We start from the raw sequence: 18,438 nt of genomic DNA, 5'->3' as shown, positions 1-18,438 counted from the left end.
CTCATGCTACGACCCCCTGTTTGCGCGCCCGGGCGTATGCGTTGGACGGCGGGAGGAACATGAGGACGATCGTGGCCAGGCCGAGCAGCCACGCGAGCACGTCGAGGGCCTTGGTCGCGGCCGGAGCGACGTCGGCGACCTGCAGGCCGCCCGCGCACAGGAAGCCGGCCAGCACGACGGCGAGCACGATCCGGGCCCACATGGCGCCGCCCCGGATCGCGAACGCGAAGCCGATGATGAGCAGGGCCGAGACGATGCCGGCCACGCCGCGGGTCTGCAGCGTGGCGGCGGCCTCGTCGACGGTGGCCTTGGTGAGCTCGTCGCCGAGCAGGTCCCCGGCGATGTCGTCGACGGTGTCGGCGGCCAGGTCGTGCGCGTGCACCATGAGCAGCACGGAGGCGACGAGGCCGGCGAGACCGGAGACGAGCGCGCCGAGGAACGCGAGGGTGAGCGTCGTCGGGCGGCTCGCGGGCGGGGCCACGGCGGCGGCAGGCGGGTATCCGGGGTATGACATTGGCAACTCCTCGTCGATCGATGGACACCGGAGGTGCGTTCCAACCGGGGACACCGGCGTGCCCGAAAGCCGACACAGCAGCGGCGATGTGCCCCGCCGGGCGACGGCGGGCGGTGAGTGAACGATCGTGAATGCGAGGTTCGTGTGTTGCTATCGTTCTGCGGGTCGTTCAATGACATAGGGCAACTTCACTGAGCGTCATTCAACGGCTACGCTGAATGCTCGGCGTCCTTGATGGGGAGGAAAAGGCGACCATGGTCAAGAAGATCCTCAGATGGGGTGGCCTGGCGTTCCTGGTGTTCTTCGTCGCGTATCGCCCGCAGTCCGCGGCCAACGTGGTGAGCTCCATCGGCGGCGGGCTGCTCGACATCGCCAACGGTTTCGGCGACTTCTTCGCGTCCCTGGGCTCATCGCTGAGCAGCTGAGCGCTTGGTTTTTTTCGCGCCTGGTGCACATCGCCGGCCCGGCGAACCAGCCGCGCGGGCGGGTTCGCCGAAGCACAGGGCCCGTCAGCAGGACAGGGTGCCGGAGCGCATGGCGCGGCTCTTGTCGTTGCCGTTGGGCACCAGGCGGTACAGCGTGCCGGGGCCGTTCTTGACGGCCCACACGACGCCGGCGGACTCGTAGGACAGGCCGCTGAGGTTCTCGCCGAAGGCGTTCGCGGCGTCCATCGATCAGCAGACGTCGATTGAGGAATCCTGGGGTGCGGGAGCGACCACGGGCTGAACGCCGTACGAACGCCGTCAGGCGCGGACCGGGCTGCGGCGGAGCAGGACCACGTGCGCGGGGTCGGCCGGGGGCGCCGGCGGCAGCAGCACGGTGACGGCCACGCCGGCGTCCCCGGCCTCGGCCCGCAGACGCCCGCCGTGGTGGCCGACGACCGCGTGCACCACGGCCAGGGCGAGCCCGGCGCCCTCGAGATCGGCCGCGCCCGGGCCGTGCACGAGGCAGCGCTCGTACAGCTCCAGCTGCTCCCCCGCCGCCGCCCCCGCGCTCGGGCAGCTCAGCACCAGGCGGGTCGCGCCGCCGGGCTCCTGGGTGGCGGCGAGGCGGACGGTCTCGTGCTCGGGGGCGTAGCCGATCGCCGTGGACAGCAGGTTGGCCAGGGCCCGCTGCAGGTGCCGGGGGTCGGCGAGCAGCGCGACCTCGCCGGGCACGGCGGCGTCGATCGCCACGCCGGCCGCGCGGGCCACGCTCGCCAGCTCCCCCGCGACCCGGACGACCAGCGGGGCCAGGCGGATCGGCTCCACCGCGAGCCCGAACGTGCCCTCCTCGAGCCCGGTGAGCACGATGAGGTCCTCGACGATGCCGTACACCTTCCCGGCGCACAGGTCGATGAGCCCGACCATGCGCTGCTGCTGCTCGGTGAGCGCGCCCGCGCGGCCGGTCGCCAGCAGCTCGCCGTACCCGCGGATGGAGGTCAGCGGCGTCCGGAGTTCGTGCGAGGCGATGCGCAGCAGCTCGCCCCGCGGCGTCGCGGGCATGGACGGTGGTCCTCCCGTACGGGTGTCATTCCGGCATGTCGGCTTTATCCTGCCGAACGTAGCATTTGGATCATGGCATTTTCGGTACCGTCGGACGGAATGCAACCGACCCGGAAGGGCCTGGGACTGGGATGGCGACGGTGCTGCTGGCGGAGGACGACTGCGGCGTGCGCGAGCTGATGGAGTTCATGCTCGCGGGCGCCGGGCACGCCGTCCTCGCGTGCGGCGACGGGGAGGAGGCGCTGCGGCTCGCCAACGCCCACCGGCCCGACATCGCGGTGCTCGACGTCAACATGCCCGGCCTGAGCGGCCTCGAGGTGTGCGCGGCGATGCGCGGGGCGCCCGCGACCGCCCGCACGCCGGTGCTGCTGGTGACCGCCCGCGGCATGCACGGCGACGTGGCCGACGGGTTCAGCGCCGGGGCCACCGACTACGTGGTGAAGCCCTTCGGTGCCGGCGACCTCCTGGCCCGCGTGGACGCCTTCCTGGCCCGCCCCGGGGACCCCGGCGACGGGAGCACCGGCGACAGCAACACCGGCGAGGAAGACCGGCCGGCCGGGCGGGCCCACCAGCCGTCGGCGCGGTCCTGAGATGGGCACCGCGGTCGGCGTCACCGTGGCGGAGGTGCTCGACGTCCTCGACGTCGGCGTCGCCGTGGCCGGGCCCGACGGGCGGCTGACGCAGGTCAACGGGGCGCTGCCGGGCCTGCTCGGGCTCAGCGCGGCCGACGTGGCGCCCGACCGGTCCGTGGCCGCGCTCGCCGGGGACCTCGTCGCGCGGGGCGCGCACGCCGTGGCCGCGGCGCTGGCCTGGCCGCCGGTCACGCACCCGCGGCAGCTCCGGCTGGCCGGCGGGCGCAGCGTGCAGGCGGCCTGGCACCGGCTCGAGTCCGGGTGGGTGCTCGTGGTGCGGGACGTGACGCTGCAGGCGCAGATCCGCCAGCGGCTGCGCGAGCACAACCGGGCGCTGGCCGAGAAGGTGGCGGAGAAGACCGAGCTCGTCGCCGCGCTGTGCCACGAGCTGCGCACGCCGCTCACGTCGACGAACACGATGCTCGAGCTGCTGCCGGACACCTCGGCGCAGCCGGACCTGCATGACCTGCTGGACGTGGTCCGCCGCAACGCCGCCCGCATCGGCGACGTCGTCGACGAGCTGTCCACGCTCAACGCGCTGGAGCAGGGGTCGGTCGGGCTCGACGTGCGCCCGGTGGACCTCGGGACGCTGCTGCGCGACGCGGTGGCGGCCTGGAACGCGCGGCAGGACCCGGCGGCACCGGTCACTCTCGGGGTCACCGACCCCGGCCGGCTCACGATCACGGCCGACCCGGTCTGGCTCGACGCGCTGGTGGAGCGGCTGCTGTCGGTCGCCGTGGCCTCGGCCGGGGACGCGGCGGTGCACGTGAGCGCGGAGTCCTCGGCGGACGGGTGGCTCGTGCGGGTACCGCTGCATGAACAGCTCACCAGCAACCGCCTCTTCACGGCCACGGGCGGGGCGCGCACGTCCACGGCCCTCATGCTCGCCCGGGCGGTCGTCGCGCGCCACGGCGGGACGCTGCGGATGGCGACCTCCGAGGACGGCGGGGCGGTGGAGCTGCGGCTGCCGAGGGAAGCGCCCTCAGGCCTGCCCCAGTAGCTGCTCGATCCGCTGCAGCAGGTCGCGCGGGCTGAACGGCTTCACCACGTAGTCGTCCGCGCCGGCCTCGAAGCCCGAGGCCACGTCCAGCCACTGCCCGAGCGCGGTCAGCAGGACGATCGGCAGCTGGGCGGTGCGCGGATCGGCGCGCAGCTCCCGGCACACGTCCAGGCCCGACATGCCGGGCATCGACACGTCCAGGACGGCGACGTCGGGCACCCGCTCGAGCGCGTCGCGCACGGCCGCCGAGCCGTTGTCGTGGGCGGCGACCTCGAAGCCGGCGGTGTCGAGCACGACCTGCAGCATGGTGCGCACGCCGTGGTCGTCGTCGACCAGCAGTACCGTCGCCATCCGCTCCAACATATCGGCGCCGGCGGCGGCCCGGGCGGCATTCCGCGATGGCTCAGATCCGGTCCCGGCCGGTCGATCCTGAAGGCGTGACCGTCGGTCTGCTCCAGCGGCTCGACGAGCAGTCGCGCGCCCGGCTGCTCGCCGAGCTGTTCGAGCGCAGCACGGTCGCCAAGGCGGTGGCCACCGTCGCCGGCGAGCTGATCGAGGTCAACGACGCCTTCTGCCTGCTGACCGGGTACCGCCGCGACGAGCTCACCGGCCGGGCGGTCACGCTGCTGCTGCACCCGGACGAGCCGTGGCGCGGGTTCGCCGACGAGACCTGCGAGCGGCAGATCGTGCGGCGCAACGGTTCCCGCCTGTGGATCTCGACGCGGTCGCTGCCGGTGTGCGGGGGCGGGTTCGTCGTGCTGGAGTCGGTGGAGAGCACCGAGCGGCACGCCCTGGCCGACCGCGCGGCGCGTTCCCAGGACGAGGCGCGGCGGCTGCGCACCACGATCGCGGTGCAGCGCGAGATCGCCGCGGCCGCCGGCGACCGCGACGCGCTGCTGGCGCTGACCGCCGAGCGGGCGCTGCAGATCATGCCCGGCAGCGAGGGCGCGGCGATCCACCTGCTCGACGGGGAGGCGCTGACCCGGGCGGCCGTCGCCGGGCAGATGCCGGACGGGCCGGCGATTCCGCTGCGCGACTCGGTGGCGGGCCTGGCCCTGTCCACCCGCTCGACGCTGCGCTGCGACGACACCGCCACGGACCCGCGGGCGGGCATCGGCCCCGCGGTCGGGCGGGTGACCGGCGTCCGCTCGCTCGTCGTCGCGCCGCTGCTGCGCCCGGAGGGGCCGATCGGCGTCGTCGTCGTGCTGGCGCGCCGGCCGCACGCGTTCGACGAGGCCGACGAGCAGCAGCTGACGCTGCTGGCCGACGCGCTCACCGGGGCGCTGCAGCACGCCGAGCACGCGGCGCGCAACCGCGAGCTGCTGCACGAGGCGACCGAGGCCAACGCCGAGCTCGCGCGGCAGCGGGCGGCGGCGCTGGCGGCCGTGGAGCGCCACGAGCAGAGCGAGCGGCGCTTCGCCGAGGTGTTCGACCACAGCCCGGTGGCGAAGGCGGTGCTGGGGCTGCGGGGGCCGCAGTACGGCCGGATCATGCTGGCGAACCCGGCCTTCAGCGAGCTCGTGGGCTGGGAGCCGGCCGCGGTCGTGGGGCTGGAGCTCGCCGGGCTCGTGGCGGTGCCCCAAGAGCGGTTCGACGCCGCGGTCGCCGCCCTCGCCGACGGCCGGCGCAGCCGCAGCGCGCGCGAGACGGTGCTGCGCCGCCGCGACGGGACGGAGGTGCGGGTCGCCGCGCACACCTCGGTGATCAGCGACGGCGAGGGCCCGGCGGCGGCCGTGGTGCAGCTCATGGACGTGACCCGGGAGCGGACCGCCGCGCTCGCGCTCGCACGCAGCGAGGAGCAGTTCCGCACCGCGTTCGCGGGCAGCCCGCTCGGGCTGGTGCTGTGCGACGAGCACGACGTGTTCCGGCAGGCGAACCCGGCGGCGGCCGCGCTGACCGGGCGCAGCGCCGGGGAGCTGGCGGGGCTGCGCTTCGGCGACGTCACGGACCCGCGCGACCTCGCGACCGCCGCGGACGCGCGAACCGGGCTGCGCACGGGCGGGCAGGCGCGCTACGAGCAGCGGATCCTGCGCCCCGACGGGCGGACGGTGTGGGCGCGGGTGACGCTGTCGGTGGTGCCGGGGCCGGCGGGCGAGCCGTGGCGGCTGATGCAGGTCGAGGACATCGCCGCCGAGCGCGCCGCCGCGGAGGCGACCGAGCGGGAGCTGCGCCGGCTGCAGCACACCCTGAGCGTCCAGCGGGAGCTGATCGCGGCCGCCGCCGACCGGGACGCGGCGCTGCGGGTGGTGGCCGAGCGGGCGGTCGAGCTGTTCCCGGCGGCCGACGGCGCCGCGGTCGAGCTGGCCGACGGCGACGACCTGGTGTTCGCCGTGACCGCCGGGAGCCTCGCCGGGGCGCTCGGCACCCGGGTCCGCGCCGACGCCTCGCTCAGCGGCGCCGTGCTCGACGCCGACGCGCCCGCGCACTGCCGGGACTCGGCCCGCGATCCGCGCGTGGACCGCGAGACGTGCGCCCGGCTCGGCATCGCGGCGATGCTCATCGCGCCGCTGCACGCCGACGACGCCGTGGTCGGCGCGCTCAAGGTCTCCTCACGGCACGCCGACGTGTTCGACGACGCCGACGAGCAGCAGCTCGCCCTGCTCGCCGAGGCGCTCGGCTCCGCGCTGCGCCACGCCGACGACGCGGCCGTGCTCGCCGCCCGCAACGCCGAGCTCGAGGAGGCCAACCGGCTCAAGCGCGACCTCATCGGCATGCTCGGTCACGAGCTCGGCAATCCGCTCGCCGCGATCCTGGGGTACACGGAGATCGCCTCCGACAGCTGGTCCGCCCTCGGCGAGGGCATGCGCACCAAGGTCGTCGAGGGCATCTCCCGGCAGGCGCACCGCCTCGACGGCATCGTGCAGGAGGTGCTCACGATGGTCCGCAGCGAGGCGGGCACCCTGCACGCCAAGCGGGTGCCGACCCCGCTGCGCGGCCAGATCGCGCATGCCCTGGCCAACACCGGCGCCGAGGGGGTGCCGGTGCGCGGGCCGGACGCGGCGGCGCTGGCCGATCCCGTGCAGCTGCAGCAGATCCTGACCAATCTGCTGAGCAACGCGGCGAAGTACGGCGGCGGCGCCACCGCGGTGCGCGTGCGCCTCGGCGAGGGCCGGGTGCGGGTCGCGGTGGAGGATCGCGGGCCGGGCGTGCCGGAGGAGTTCCGCAACCGGCTCTTCGAGCGGCTGGCCCGGGCCGAGCGCGACGCGGCGAAGGTGCGCGGGACCGGGCTCGGGCTCTACATCGTGCGCAACCTGGCCCAGGCCAACGGGGCGGACGTGCACTACGAGCCGAACCCGGACGGCGGCTCGGTCTTCGTGCTCGACCTCGAGGCCGTCGCGGCGTAGCCGGGCAGCCGCACGTTCTCGGCGGTGCGGCGGGTCGCGTCGGCGATCATCCGCTTGCCCGGCAGGTACGGCACCAGCCGCATGTACTGGTTCAGCAGCGCCGTCGCCACCCGCCCCGCCGGCACCATCATCCTCGCGGTGCCCTCGGCGCCGCGCTGGGCTCCCTCGGCGTACGGCCGCATGATCCGCTCGTAGGACGCGAGCCCGTCCGCGATGCCGCCGCGGAGGACCTCGCCGGCCAGCACGCAGGCGCCCACGACGGCCAGCCCGGAGCCCAGGCCGGACAGCAGGCACGGCGAGCAGGCGGCGTCGCCGAGCAGCGCGATGCGGCCCTTGCGCCAGGCGGGCATGCGGACCTGCGCGACCGCGTCGACCCAGGGGTCCTCGGTCCGGCCGAGCACCTCCAGCAGCCGCGGGGTGACCCAGCCGACGCCCTCGAACGCCTCGGCGACCCTCCGGCGCGGGTCGTCGTTCCGGCTCGGGTCGTCGTTCCGGCTCGAGTCGTCGTTCTTCGCAGGCGAGGGGAAGAACAGCTGGGCCCAGGCCGACTCGCTACGGTCCGAGTGCCCGACGATGACGAGGCGGCTGGCCGTGCGGTAGGCGTGCGCGGTGTTGCGCAGCCCGAGCTCGTTGGGCACCGGGAAGATCGCGCAGTGCAGGCCGAGCTCGCGCACGTAGTCCCGTTCGGGCCGAACGTCAGCGCCCGCACCCGCGAGTGCAGCCCGTCCGCCCCGACGACCAGGTCGAACCGGCGCGCCGGGGCGTGCTCGAACGCGGCCGTCACCCCGTCGGCGTCCTGGTTCAACGCGGTGATCGCGTCGCCGAAGCGGTACTCGACCCCGAGCGGCGCGGTCGCGTCGTGCAGGATGCGGCCGAGGTCGCCGCGCAGGATCTCGACGTCGCCGGCGAAGAGGTCGGCGGGCAGGCGGCTGATGCGCCGGCCACGCTCGCTGACGTAGTGCATGGCCCCCATCCCGGTGCGGTGCCGCTCGACCTGCTCCAGCACGCCCATGCGGCGCAGCACCGACAGGTGGGCCTCGCCGCGGAAGTCGACCGCGTGCCCGCCCGTGCGCAGGCCGGCCGCCCGCTCGACGACGGTCACCTCGGCGCCCCCGCGCCGCAGCCAGTAGGCCAGCGCCGGCCCGGCGACGCCCGCACCCGAGATCAGCACGCGCATGACACCCTCCCCAACCAGATCCGGTGGCTGGAGCGCTGCCTCGCGGCCCTGGGCGGCACCGGGCTGACCGAGCGCGAGAAGCTCTCGGTGGTGATGCTGCTGTCGGGGTACGTTGCGCAGCTTCGCCACCACCGCGGCCGCCGCCCTGCACCCGGGCGAGCGCCGGCCCGTCGACTACGGCCGCGCCCTGACCCGCCTGACCGGCCCGGAGCACTTTCCCGCGATCACCGCGGCCATCGCGGCGGGCGCGATCGACGACGACGCCGAATACGACGCCGCCGCCGAGTTCGCGTTCGGCCTGGACCGAGTCCTGGACGGCGTCGCGGCCCTCGTCGAGGGCCGCCCACTTGACCCGGGACATCGACAAGAGTGAGATTGATGCATGTTGCGACGGTCGGTGGTGGTCTGTTCCGTAGTGGCCCTCTCCCTCGCGGGTCTGCCGGCGGCGGCCTCGGCCGCGCCCGCCGACCAGGTGGAGCGGCTCCTCGCGGGGATGACGCTGCCGGAGAAGGTCGGGCAGATGTTCGTCGGGTACGTCTACGGCGACAACGCCACCGCACCCGCTCCGGCCGACGTCGCCGCGAACACGACCCGCTACGGCGTCGGGACCGGGGCCGAGGTGCTGCGGCGCTACCACCTCGGCGGCGTCATCTACTTCAGCTGGAGCCACAACCTCGCCGCCCCGGCCCAGGTAGCCACGCTGTCCAACCAGCTGCAGGCGGCCGCCCGCGCCGACACCGGCATCCCGCTGCAGATCAGCACCGACCAGGAGGGCGGGATCGTCACCCGGATCGGCGCGCCGCTCGCCGTGTCGCCGGGCAACATGGCCATCGGCGCGACCCAGGACCCGGCCGCCGCGCTCCAGGCGGCCCGGGTCAGCGGCCAGGAGCTGCTCGCGCTCGGCATCAACGTGGTCGACGCACCCGTCGTGGACGTCAACACCAACCCGCGCAACGCCGCCGACGGGCCGCGCGCGTTCGGCGACCGCACCGCCCAGGTCGCGCTCTTCGGCGCCGCGGCCGTCGCGGGCTACCGGCTCGCCGGGATCGGCGCCCAGGCCAAGCACTTCCCCGGGCTCGGCGACACGACCGTCAACACCGACAACGGCGTCGCGGTGACCGACGAGTCCCGGGCCCAGATCATGGCGACGCACGTCCCGCCGTTCCGCGCCGCCATCGCCGCCGGGGTGCCGAGCATCATGGCCGCGCACATCGTGGCGCCCGCGCTCGACCCGTCCGGCGCCCCGGCCAGCCTGTCCCGCCCGATCGTCACCGGCCTGCTGCGCGAGCAGCTGCACTACGACGGCGTGGTCATCACCGACGCGCTCGACGCCGCCGCCCTCGCGGACATCCCGCCGGACCGGATCGCGCTCGACGCGATCAACGCGGGCGTCGACCAGCTCCTCATGCCGGCCGACCCGCCCGCGGCCATCCAGGCGGTGCTCGACGCCGTCGCGGCCGGAACGCTGCCGACGGCGCGGATCGACCAGTCGGTCCGCCGGATCCTGCGCATGAAGCTGGAGCTCGGGCTGTTCGGGCGGGGCGACGTGCCGACGCCCGTGATCGGCACCCCCGAGCACCTGCGGACCATGTCCACGATCGCCGCCCGCTCGATCACGCGGCTGCGCGGCGCCGGGCTCCCCCTCGCGCCCGGCGCGCACGTGCTCGTCACCGGCTGGGGCGTGAGCACCACGCAGAACCTCACCGACGGGCTCAACGCGCGCGGGGTGGCCGCGACCCGGCTGTGGACCGGCTCGCCGTCGCCGGCCGTCATCGCCCAGGCGGTGGCCGCGGCCGGGACCGCCGACGCGACGGTGGTGACGACGAACAACGTGTGGTCGGACCCGACCCAGGTGGCGCTGGTCGAGGCCCTGCTCGCGACCGGCCGGCCGGTCGTCGTGACGTCGGTCGGCGGCCCCTACGACATCGCGTACTTCCCGCAGGCCCCCGCCTACCTGGCCGCCTACGACTACCAGCCGGTGTCGGTGACCGCCCTGGCCGACACGCTCACCGGCCGCGCGGGCAGCCCGGGCCGGCTCCCGGTCACGATCCGCACCCCGGACGGCGGCACCGTCCTGTACGCGTTCGGCAGCGGTTCCTAGAGCACGACGACGGGTTCGCCCGCGTGCCGGGGCGACTCGGCCTCGTCCAGCATCGCCGCCGCCACCGTCGCGCGGCTCACGCGCGGCGGCACGAGGTGGCGGGGCACGTCCGGCAGCGCCAGGGTGCGCCGCCGCGGCGCGAGCGGGCCGTCGGTCAGCGGTCCGGCGTGCAGCACCGTGCCGCCCGCCGCGAGGACGGCCTCCGTGGCCGCCTCCCGGTCCGGCAGCTCCCGGCGCATGAAGGTGCGCAGCAGCATCCGGCTCAGCGGGTCCGCCGCCGGGGCCGACGGGCCGATGCCCAGGGCCGCCAGCCACACGATCCGCGCGCCGGAGGCGGCGGCCGCCCGGGCTCCGGCGGCGAGCACGCCCGGCGCCTCGCCCGCGGCGATGCCGAGGCCGGACAGCACGACCTCGGCACCCCGCACCGCCCGGGCGGCGGCGGCCGGGTCGAGGACGTTCGCGGCCACCGGGATCAGGCCCGGCGCCTCGGGCAGGCGGGACGGGTCGCGGGCGACCGCGCGGACCGCGTGGCCCCGATCGAGGGCCTGGCGCACCAGCTCGCGGCCGGTGCCGCCGGTCGCGCCGAGCACGGTCAGCTCCATCACAGGTCCGCCAGCGCCGCGAGCGCCCCGGCGTGCAGTGCGGGCGGTGCGACCAGGAGATCCGCCGCGCCCGGGCGCCAGGGCGCGCCCGACAGGTCCGTCGCGACCGCGCCCGCCTCGGTGGCCAGCAGGGTCGCCGCGGCCACGCCGGTCACCGCCGGGGCGTACTGCCAGAACGCGTCCGACCGGCCGGACGCGACCGACAGCAGCGGGAACGTCGTCGGGATCGTCGTGCGCACCAGCAGCGCGCGGCTCATGAGGGCGCCGAGCGCGCGGCCGATGCGGGCCCGCAGCTCGGCCGGCTCATCGCCGACCTGGCTCGTCTCGACGATCGCGTCGGCGAACGCGGCCTTCGGCGAGACCGCGAGCGGGCGGCCGTCGCCGAACGCGCCCCCGCCCGGCGCCGCGGTCCAGAGCCGGTCGCCGACCGGCTGGTAGACGACCGCGAGCGCGGTGGCGCCGTCGCGGACGAGGGCGATGCTCACGCACCACTCGGGCCGGCCGTGGAGCAGGTTCACGGCGCCCTCGACGTCGTCGACGGCCCACCACTCCCCCGCGTCGAGGCTCGCGCGCTCCTCGTCGTCGGTGACCCAGCGGGCCGCGGGGCGCAGGCGCCCGAGCGCCTCGCGCAGCGGGTCGCGCACGGTGGCGTCGAGGCGCGCGGCGGCCTCCAGCATGGCGTTGCGGCCGGGGAGGCGGGCGTCGGGCGAGTACAGCTCCAGCAGCCGCCCGCCGACGTCGCGGGCGGTCTCGATGACCGGTTGCAGCAGCTCCATGCCTTCGAGTCTTCGGCGGCGCCGGCGTTGCGGCAAGTGCATCCTTGGTACCTCTAAAGTTACCTCCGTGCACTCGTTGGACCTGAACCTGCTGACCGCGCTCGACGCCCTGCTGGAGGAGGGCAGCGTCCTGGGCGCGGCTCATCGCCTGCACCTGTCGCCGCCCGCGATGAGCCGGACGCTGGGCCGGATCCGGCGCGCGACCGGCGACGCGATCCTCGTGCGCACCGGGCGGACGATGACGGCGACGCCGTACGCGGTGCGGATCAGGGCCGACGTGCACCGGCTCGTGCAGGAGGCGCGGGCGCTGCTCGCGCCCGACGCCGACGTGGACCCCGCGACCCTCACGCGCACGTTCACGCTGCGCTTCCACGACGCCATCACCGCCGCGGCCGGCCCCGGGCTGCTCGCCGCGGTCCGCGCGCGGGCGCCGGGCGTGCGGCTGCGGTTCCTGGCCGAGGCCGGCGCCGACACCAGCGACCTGCGGCACGGGCGGGTGGACGCGGAGCTCGGCTCGGCCGAGCCGGAGCTGCCGGAGATCCGGGGCGAGGTCCTCGGCCACGCCGAGCGGGTCGTGGCGATCCCGGCGCGGTGGCGCGGGAAGTCGTTGACGCTGCGGCGGTACACCACCGTCCCCCACGTCATCGTCTCGCGCCGCGGGCGGCTGCGCGATCCGCTCGACGATGCCCTGGAAGCGCTGGGGCTCTCCCGCGGCACCGTCGCCTCGGCCCCGACCGTCGACGCCGCACTGGGCCTCGCCGCCGCGATCGGCGCCGCGGTCACCGTGCCCGACCGGATGACCGCGCACGCCGTGGCCCGGCACGGGATGCGGCTCGTGCCGCTGCCGCTGCCGGCGCCGCCGGTGCCCGTGATCCTGACCTGGCACCAGCGCGACGACACCGACCCCGCCCACGCGTGGCTGCGCGACCTGCTGCGCGCCGGGGTGGCCGCGGCGCTGGGATAGCTACACCCAGCGGTTGCCAAGCCACAGACGGTCGAGCCAGTCGCTGTACGGGATCGGCGTGCCCGCGTAGATCGGGTAGAAGTACGCGAAGCACAGCGCGACCGCGAGCACGTACGCCCCGGCGATCACGGCCCCGGACCGGCGCCGCGCGCTGTGGGGCGCGCCGATGATCGCGCCGAGCACGTAGACGACCGCGAGGACCAGGAACGGCTCGGCCGGCAGCGCGTAGAAGAAGAACATCGTGCGGTGCTCCGGCATCGACTGGAACCAGGGCACGATCCCGGCCAGGGCCGCGGCGAGCACGAGCCACGCGCGCCCGTCGCGGCGGGCGACGGCGAGCCAGCCGAGCGCCGCCAGCGCGGGCGTGAACGACCACCACAGCACCGGGGTGCCCAGCAGCAGGATCTCGGCGGTGCAGTCGGGCGCGCCGCAGGAGACGTTGGGGTCCCAGTAGAACGGGACCGGGCGGCCGAGCAGCAGCCACTGCCAGGGCCACGACTGGTAGCGGTGCGGCTTGTCCAGCGTCGTGTGGAACGCGTACGCGGTGTCGTGGTAGTGGGCCAGGTTGACCAGCGGGTCGATGAGGCGGTCGTGCGGCAGGTTGTGCGTCGCGGCGTACCAGTGCCGGAAGTAGCCGTCGTCGGACAGGAACCAGCCCCACCAGACGTTGACGTAGGCGAACAGGGCGATGCCGGCGATCGCGAGGGTCCACCCCACCGCGGGCGGGATGCTCTCGGAGATCCAGTGCCGCACGCCGGCGCTGCGGCGGGCGCTCATGTCGAAGACCACGGCGGCGAGGGCGAACAGGATCAGGTACCACAGCCCGCTCCACTTGACGCCGCAGGCGAGCCCGAGCGAGATCGCGCAGGCGATGCGGTACCAGGGGATCCCGAGCTTCGCGCGGCCCTTCCCGCCGGTCTCCACCGCGGCCAGCCATCGCGCGCGGCGCTGCTCGCGGTCCAGCACCAGCAGGTTGAACGCCACGACGATCCAGAACAGCAGGAAGATGTCCAGCAGCGCGGCCCGCGACATCACGAAGTGCATGCCGTCCAGCGCCATGAGCAGCCCCGCGGTCGCGGCCAGCACCGTGGAGCGCAACAGCCGCCAGGTCGCCGTCATGACGAGCACGATCGCGGCGACGCCGAAGACCACGGCCATGATGCGCCAGCCGAAGGCGTTGTACCCGAAGAGCTGCTCGCCGATCCCGATCATCCACTTGCCGAGCGGCGGATGCACCACGTACTCGGGCTGCATGGTCTCCGGGTTCCACTCCACGCCGTGCTGCAGGAGGTCCTGGGCCTCGTTGGCGTAGTACACCTCGTCGAACATGACCTGCGGCGGATGCCCGAGGTTGATCAGGCGCAGCACGAGCGCCACCCCGCCGACGAGGATCGCGGCGAGCCAGAACGCCCGCGGGAACCGGCCCGGCCCGCCCAGCCGCCGCCGCGCGATCGCGATGCGCTCGGCCGTCACCCGACGGTGTCCGTCGCCGTGATGGTGACCTGGGCCGGGAGCGCGCCGGAGCCCAGCGTGACCGCGAGCGCCGACGCGGCGTCCTTCGTGTCCAGGCTCCCGCCGGAAATCTCCGCGTCGCCGGTGATGACGGCCTGGATGGTCGGGGCGGACACGACCTCGTCGTCGACCAGGATGGCGACCTGCTGGTGCAGTGCCTCCTCGGTCAGCGCCGCCCACCGGTCCTGGCCGGACGGCGTGAAGCGGATGATGACCGTCCACCGGCCGATGTCCTTGTTCAGCGCCGCCTCGGCGTCCTCGACGTCGGCGCCGGTGGCCTTGGCCGCGTCGAGCCGGTACTTCACCGAGTCGCCGCACGCGGTCACCCCGGCGTCGTTCGGCAGCGCGCCGGCCGGGCGCCGGTTGAGCATCGCGCAGGTGATCGCGGGCACGGCGAACTGCATGGCCGGGGGCAGCGCCGCGATCTCGGCGCAGCTGAGCCGGTCGAAGCCCTGCAACTGGGCCGCCTTCGGGTCCTCCGGGCCGGTGAGCGCGGCCGCGGCCTGGTAGACGGACTCGCCGAGCTTCTGCCGGGCCGAGGCCAGCGGGCTGTCCGCGCTCGCCGGGGCCTGCGCGCCGCTCTTGCAGTCGCCGCCGGGCTGGTCCGTGGGCCGGGCCATGGTCTGAGCCGTCGCCAGGCGGAACGTGAGGTTGCCGGGCGAGAGCACCGACCGGACCCGGTCGGCGTCCTCGTGCGCGGCGGTCACCTTCAGGGTGTCGGGGCCAACCGCGGTGACGTTCGGCCGGCCGACGCCGAGCCTGCGCAGCCGGTCCAGCAGCAGCGTCCGCGTCCGCTCCACCGCGCCGGCGTCGGCCGCGGCGCCGTCCTTGCCGGTCACCCGCAGCGTGTAGGCGACGTCGCCCTTCACCGGGCCGCCGCCGAAGCGCCGGACGAGCAGGACCGTGGCCGTGATGCCGGCCGCGAGGAGCAGGACCACGACGAGGGCGAGCACCAGCCAGAACCACATCGGGACGCGCCGGGCGGCCGGCGGCGGTGCGACTGCGGACGGGAAGGACATGCCGCCAGCGTACGGGCGGCATGCCCATCCGGGTGGCCCCCGGTCTCAGCCCGTGGGGTCAGCCCGCGGCTCGGTACGCCTCGCCGGCCGGGGTCGGGGTGGAGCCGTCCTTGTAGAGGCCGTAGGGCAGCGAGTCGCCGACGGCCGGGAGCGAGAACCAGGCGTAGCGCTCGATGTAGGAGGTGGCCTGCATCTGCGTCGTCGTGCGGGTGATGAACGAGGTGATCTGGGCCGTGTTCGGGAACTTCGGGGTGCCGCTGAAGTTCATCAGGCCGTACTCGGTGATCCAGATCGGCAGGTTGTACCGGTCGTGCACCCGCTGCACGTAGCCGAGGAACTGGCCCACCGCGGCGTCGGAGAAATCGGAGCCGTACCAGTGCAGCGTGATGAAGTCGACCCGCCGGTTCTGCTGCCGCGCGCCGGTCATGAACCGGTCGAGCCAGCCGCCGGGCGTGTCCCCGCCGTAGGCGACGGCCGGGCTGCCGAGCCGCATGCCGGTCGCCTCCAGCCGCGGCCACAGGCTCAGCGCCTGCTCCACGGTCATGTTCGACTGCTCCTTGAGGTCGGGCTCGTTGAAGCCCAGCAGCACCGTGCCCTCGCTCTTGACCTTGGCCAAGTCGGCGTCGGTGACCGCGCCGGCGCCCCAGATCATCGGGACGAACTCGGCGTTCGCGGGCATCGAGTCGTTGTTCGTGGACCAGTTGTAGTACCAGCCCGCGCCCACGTTGCGCACCGCGTCCGACAGGCCGGTGAACTGCCAGGTGCTGACGCCCTTCTTCTTGGCCACCGGGCCCGTGGTGCGGCTCGCGCTCGGCGCCGGCGACGCGGTCCGGGTGGCTGTCGCCGTGGGCGAGGCCGGGGCGCCCGGGAGCTTCCACTGCTGGTTGGCGTTGCCGGTGCAGGTCCAGATCTGCAGCCGGGTGCCGTCGGCGGAGCTGTTGCCGCTGGCGTCGAGGCACTTGCCGGAGCCGGTGTTCACGAGCCGGTTGCCCGCGCCCGCCGCCCACTTCTGCGCGCCGGTGCCGTTGCAGTCGTAGAGCTGGACCTTCGCGCCGTCCGCGCTCGAGGCGCCGGTCACGTCGAGGCACTTGCCGAGCGCGCGGATGCTCGCGTCGGAGGCGGTGACCGTCCACTTCTGGGCGGCGGTGCCGTTGCAGCCCCACAGCTGCACGGCGGTGCCGTTCGCGGTGTTCGCCGCGGCGACGTCGACGCACTTGCCCGCGATGCCGGTGATCGGCGCGCCGGTGTCGGCCAGGGCGTTGGTGAGCCCGACCATCCCGACGCCCACCACGGCGGCGGCGAGCAGAGCGATCAGGGGTTTTCGGCCGAGCCGCATGGCACTCCTCGATGGTTCGCGAACCTTGGCGAGGCTTAAGCTCGTCCATGCCGCGCGACCTCGTCAAGCGGTACGAACCGACTTAAGCGGGTCGTAAGCCAAACTTGAGAGAGCGCTCTCCGAGGGGGTCGGCATGGCCGAGATCGTGTGGGAGACCAGCACCGCCTTCTTCGGCCGCGAGACCGAGATCGACCTCTGGTTCGACGGCGACCGGATGGGCGACCACGTGCTGGCCAGCGTCGTGCGGGTGACCGCCGACCTGGGCGGCTACCACCTCCGCGCGCACCGGGGCATGCTCGAGGACTGGGCGCTGCCGGACTCGGCCGTCCGCTACTACCTCGACGAAGAGCCGTCCCTCGCCGGCCTGAGCGCGGCCGACTTCGTGAACCGCCTGCATCTGGTGCGGATCGGCATCTACCCGGACTCGTCCGACCGGCCCGTGGTGTTCGACTACACCACGGGCCGCGACCTGACCGACAACCTGCTCGTCGCCGTCTTCGACACCGAGGGCCGGCTGACCGGGCTGACGGTCGAGAGCTGAGCGCCTACGCCATCGGCATGACGCGGGCGATGCGAATCGAGGTGCTGTTCGCGCCCGCGGCCGGGTAGGCGGCGCTGCCGTCCGGGTAGGCCTTGAACGCCTGGTAGTTGTGGTCCTTCACGCCGATGGTGAGCTGGGCGCCGACCGCCGAGCCGCTGCCGGAGTCGTAGACCTGCGCCGCCATCGACGAGCCGGACTCCCAGGCGAGCAGCATGCGGCCGGTGCCGTAGGTCACCAGGTGCGGATGGGCCGTCTTCGCCGATGTCTTCACGGTCGCGTCCGAGGCGCCGGTGCCGAAGTGGTCGAGGCGGGCCTGGCCGCCCTGGCTCCACGCGGTCCAGTAGCCGGAGCTGCGGGCCAGCACCAGGTCGCCGCCGAAGAGCGTGTTGTCGCAGGCGCCGGCGGCGACGGTGCGGTACGGATGCGGCTGCGCGATGCGGCAGTTGTTGTCGGTCGCGCAGACCATCGCGTAGTGGCTCGTGCGCGGGTCCCACACGATCCGCGTGCCCCAGCTGTGGCTGCAGCCGACCTCGAAGGCGTCCTTGTGGTTGACCAGGCCGCCGCCGGAGTTGACGACCTGCATGCGGTCGCCCTCGTGAATGTCCACACAGGACCCGTTGCGCACGGTGATGGCCACGCCGAAGTAGGCCGCGTAGTTGCTGCCGTCCGAGGCGAGGCGGCCGTGGTGCTGGTACCACCACACGAACCGGGCGCCGTCGTCGTAGCCGCCGAGGCTCGAGCTCAGGTTGGTGACCTGGCGCTCCCAGACCTGCCGGCCGTTGTTGTCGAACCGGACCATGTGCATCGTGTTGCACGGGCTCGACGAGCCGCCGCAGAGCGGGCCGGCGTGGCACTCGCCCTTGCGGGTCAGCAGCAGCACGCCGCCGTTCGCGTCGGCCGAGACGTCCTGCAGGTCGATGCCGTCGAAGCTGGTCGGCGTGCCGACGAGCTTGTCGTCGCAGCCGAGCCGGCCGAGGTACACCTTCCCGTTGGTGCCGAGCCAGGCCAGCCACGAGCCGCCGTTCGGGGTCGCGGCGATGGCCATCGGCAGCGGGTCGGTGTCGCCCTCCCGGCCGTAGCCGGTGACCGCGCTGCCGACGGCGACGTCGGTCACCTTCACCACGGGGGTTCCGCTCGCGGCGCGGCCGCACGGCCCGGTCTCCTTCGCCGGGGCGGCGCTGCTCGCGGCGGCGCTCGAGGGCGCCCCGGCCGCGGCCAGCGCAGCGGTGTCGCCACCGTCCGATGAGGACTGGACCGAGGCCGCCGGCTCCCCGGGCGGAGCCGAGGAGGACGAAAAGGCGGCCACGGCGCCGATGCTTGCCGCGACCGCAAGACCGGCGATCGCGGCAATGACGACGTGCCGGCGAGAGAAGGCGAGGTTCACGCGGCGAATATAGGGGCCGAAATGGGGCGTCCGGCGGCGGTAAACCAAACTT

General features: G+C 74.5%; 19 protein-coding genes and 1 pseudogene. 8 read left to right on the top strand and 12 right to left on the bottom strand.

Translation table 11 applies throughout. The features are described from left to right. Nucleotide 1: 1 nt before the first annotated feature. Nucleotides 2–514: a hypothetical protein gene (locus tag ABT369_RS02030; protein WP_350609659.1), complete on the bottom strand. Its 513-nt coding sequence runs from the start codon at nt 512–514 to the stop codon at nt 2–4. Between the two features lie 254 nt (nt 515–768). On the opposite strand from ABT369_RS02030, the gene ABT369_RS02025 reads away from it, so the two are divergent. Then, nucleotides 769–939 (top strand): hypothetical protein, encoded by a 171-nt coding sequence (locus ABT369_RS02025; protein WP_350609657.1) that lies wholly within the window; start codon nt 769–771, stop codon nt 937–939. 84 nt (nt 940–1,023) lie between these two features. Here the strand turns inward: ABT369_RS02025 and ABT369_RS02020 are convergent, their stop codons facing one another. Continuing rightward, nucleotides 1,024–1,185, bottom strand: a complete 162-nt coding sequence (locus ABT369_RS02020; protein ID WP_350609655.1) for a hypothetical protein — start codon at nt 1,183–1,185, stop codon at nt 1,024–1,026. A gap of 72 nt (nt 1,186–1,257) precedes the next feature. Beyond that, nucleotides 1,258–1,998: a sensor histidine kinase gene (locus ABT369_RS02015; protein WP_350609653.1), complete on the bottom strand. Its 741-nt coding sequence runs from the start codon at nt 1,996–1,998 to the stop codon at nt 1,258–1,260. Between the two features lie 131 nt (nt 1,999–2,129). Here ABT369_RS02015 and ABT369_RS02010 point away from each other — a divergent pair, with 131 nt between their 5' ends. Continuing rightward, nucleotides 2,130–2,588, top strand: a complete 459-nt coding sequence (locus tag ABT369_RS02010; protein ID WP_350609651.1) for a response regulator transcription factor — start codon at nt 2,130–2,132, stop codon at nt 2,586–2,588. Between the two features lies 1 nt (nt 2,589). Continuing rightward, nucleotides 2,590–3,630, top strand: a complete 1,041-nt coding sequence (locus ABT369_RS02005) for a sensor histidine kinase (RefSeq protein WP_350609649.1) — start codon at nt 2,590–2,592, stop codon at nt 3,628–3,630. Here ABT369_RS02005 and ABT369_RS02000 read toward each other — a convergent pair. Continuing rightward, on the bottom strand, nt 3,613–3,981 hold the full coding sequence (locus ABT369_RS02000; RefSeq protein WP_350609647.1) for a response regulator transcription factor: 369 nt from the start codon (nt 3,979–3,981) through the stop codon (nt 3,613–3,615). The two genes, ABT369_RS02005 and ABT369_RS02000, sit on opposite strands and share 18 nt — an antisense overlap. Nucleotides 3,982–4,067: 86 nt before the next feature. Here ABT369_RS02000 and ABT369_RS01995 point away from each other — a divergent pair, with 86 nt between their 5' ends. Then, entirely contained in the window at nt 4,068–6,974 is a 2,907-nt protein-coding gene (locus ABT369_RS01995) for a PAS domain S-box protein (protein WP_350609645.1), read from the top strand. Here ABT369_RS01995 and ABT369_RS01990 read toward each other — a convergent pair. Further along, nucleotides 6,911–7,648 carry a Rossmann-fold NAD(P)-binding domain-containing protein gene (locus tag ABT369_RS01990; protein WP_350609643.1) on the bottom strand — a complete coding sequence of 246 codons (738 nt, stop codon included), beginning with the start codon at nt 7,646–7,648 and terminating at the stop codon, nt 6,911–6,913. The two genes, ABT369_RS01995 and ABT369_RS01990, sit on opposite strands and share 64 nt — an antisense overlap. A gap of 38 nt (nt 7,649–7,686) precedes the next feature. Next, a pseudogene (locus tag ABT369_RS01985) lies at nt 7,687–8,151 on the bottom strand (FAD-dependent monooxygenase); the annotation flags it as partial. Nucleotides 8,152–8,263: 112 nt separating this feature from the next. Here ABT369_RS01985 and ABT369_RS01980 point away from each other — a divergent pair. After that, entirely contained in the window at nt 8,264–8,524 is a 261-nt protein-coding gene (locus ABT369_RS01980; RefSeq protein WP_350609641.1) for a hypothetical protein, read from the top strand. A gap of 9 nt (nt 8,525–8,533) precedes the next feature. After that, complete coding sequence (locus ABT369_RS01975; protein ID WP_350609639.1) at nt 8,534–10,252, top strand: glycoside hydrolase family 3 protein; 1,719 nt, start codon at nt 8,534–8,536, stop codon at nt 10,250–10,252. On the opposite strand, the gene ABT369_RS01970 is transcribed toward ABT369_RS01975, so the two are convergent. Both ABT369_RS01970 and ABT369_RS01965 read right to left on the bottom strand, forming a co-directional pair. After that, the gene (locus tag ABT369_RS01970; protein WP_350609637.1) at nt 10,249–10,854 is read right to left on the bottom strand and encodes an NAD(P)-dependent oxidoreductase; all 606 of its coding nucleotides are present in this window, start codon (nt 10,852–10,854) and stop codon (nt 10,249–10,251) included. The two genes, ABT369_RS01975 and ABT369_RS01970, sit on opposite strands and share 4 nt — an antisense overlap. After that, nucleotides 10,854–11,630, bottom strand: coding sequence for an inositol monophosphatase family protein (locus tag ABT369_RS01965; RefSeq protein WP_350609635.1), 777 nt, complete (start codon nt 11,628–11,630; stop codon nt 10,854–10,856). Before ABT369_RS01965 ends, ABT369_RS01970 begins: the two co-directional genes overlap by 1 nt. Before the next feature lie 67 nt (nt 11,631–11,697). Between ABT369_RS01965 and ABT369_RS01960 the strand changes: the two genes are divergently transcribed. Further along, nucleotides 11,698–12,594 carry a LysR family transcriptional regulator gene (locus ABT369_RS01960; protein ID WP_350609633.1) on the top strand — a complete coding sequence of 299 codons (897 nt, stop codon included), beginning with the start codon at nt 11,698–11,700 and terminating at the stop codon, nt 12,592–12,594. On the opposite strand, the gene ABT369_RS01955 is transcribed toward ABT369_RS01960, so the two are convergent. Genes ABT369_RS01955 through ABT369_RS01945 form a run of 3 tightly spaced genes read right to left on the bottom strand, consistent with a single transcriptional unit; the run spans nt 12,595 to nt 16,461 of the window. Further along, the gene (locus tag ABT369_RS01955) at nt 12,595–14,067 is read right to left on the bottom strand and encodes a dolichyl-phosphate-mannose--protein mannosyltransferase (RefSeq protein ID WP_350609631.1); all 1,473 of its coding nucleotides are present in this window, start codon (nt 14,065–14,067) and stop codon (nt 12,595–12,597) included. It abuts the gene before it with no gap. Then, nucleotides 14,064–15,125, bottom strand: a complete 1,062-nt coding sequence (locus tag ABT369_RS01950) for a SecDF P1 head subdomain-containing protein (RefSeq protein ID WP_350609629.1) — start codon at nt 15,123–15,125, stop codon at nt 14,064–14,066. Before ABT369_RS01950 ends, ABT369_RS01955 begins: the two co-directional genes overlap by 4 nt. 58 nt (nt 15,126–15,183) lie before the next feature. Then, the gene (locus ABT369_RS01945) at nt 15,184–16,461 is read right to left on the bottom strand and encodes a glycoside hydrolase family protein (RefSeq protein WP_350609627.1); all 1,278 of its coding nucleotides are present in this window, start codon (nt 16,459–16,461) and stop codon (nt 15,184–15,186) included. Between the two features lie 133 nt (nt 16,462–16,594). Between ABT369_RS01945 and ABT369_RS01940 the strand changes: the two genes are divergently transcribed. Next, nucleotides 16,595–17,002: a DUF2004 domain-containing protein gene (locus tag ABT369_RS01940; RefSeq protein ID WP_350609625.1), complete on the top strand. Its 408-nt coding sequence runs from the start codon at nt 16,595–16,597 to the stop codon at nt 17,000–17,002. Nucleotides 17,003–17,006: 4 nt separating this feature from the next. Here the strand turns inward: ABT369_RS01940 and ABT369_RS01935 are convergent, their stop codons facing one another. Continuing rightward, nucleotides 17,007–18,386 carry a hypothetical protein gene (locus ABT369_RS01935; protein ID WP_350609623.1) on the bottom strand — a complete coding sequence of 460 codons (1,380 nt, stop codon included), beginning with the start codon at nt 18,384–18,386 and terminating at the stop codon, nt 17,007–17,009. Between the last annotated feature and the right edge of the window lie 52 nt (nt 18,387–18,438).

Origin of the sequence: Dactylosporangium sp. NPDC000244 (assembly GCF_040300725.1) — a bacterium.
Classification (GTDB): domain Bacteria; phylum Actinomycetota; class Actinomycetes; order Mycobacteriales; family Micromonosporaceae; genus Dactylosporangium.
The sequence above is the reverse complement of the archived record's forward strand: the minus strand, read 5'-3'. Positions and strand labels throughout refer to the sequence as shown.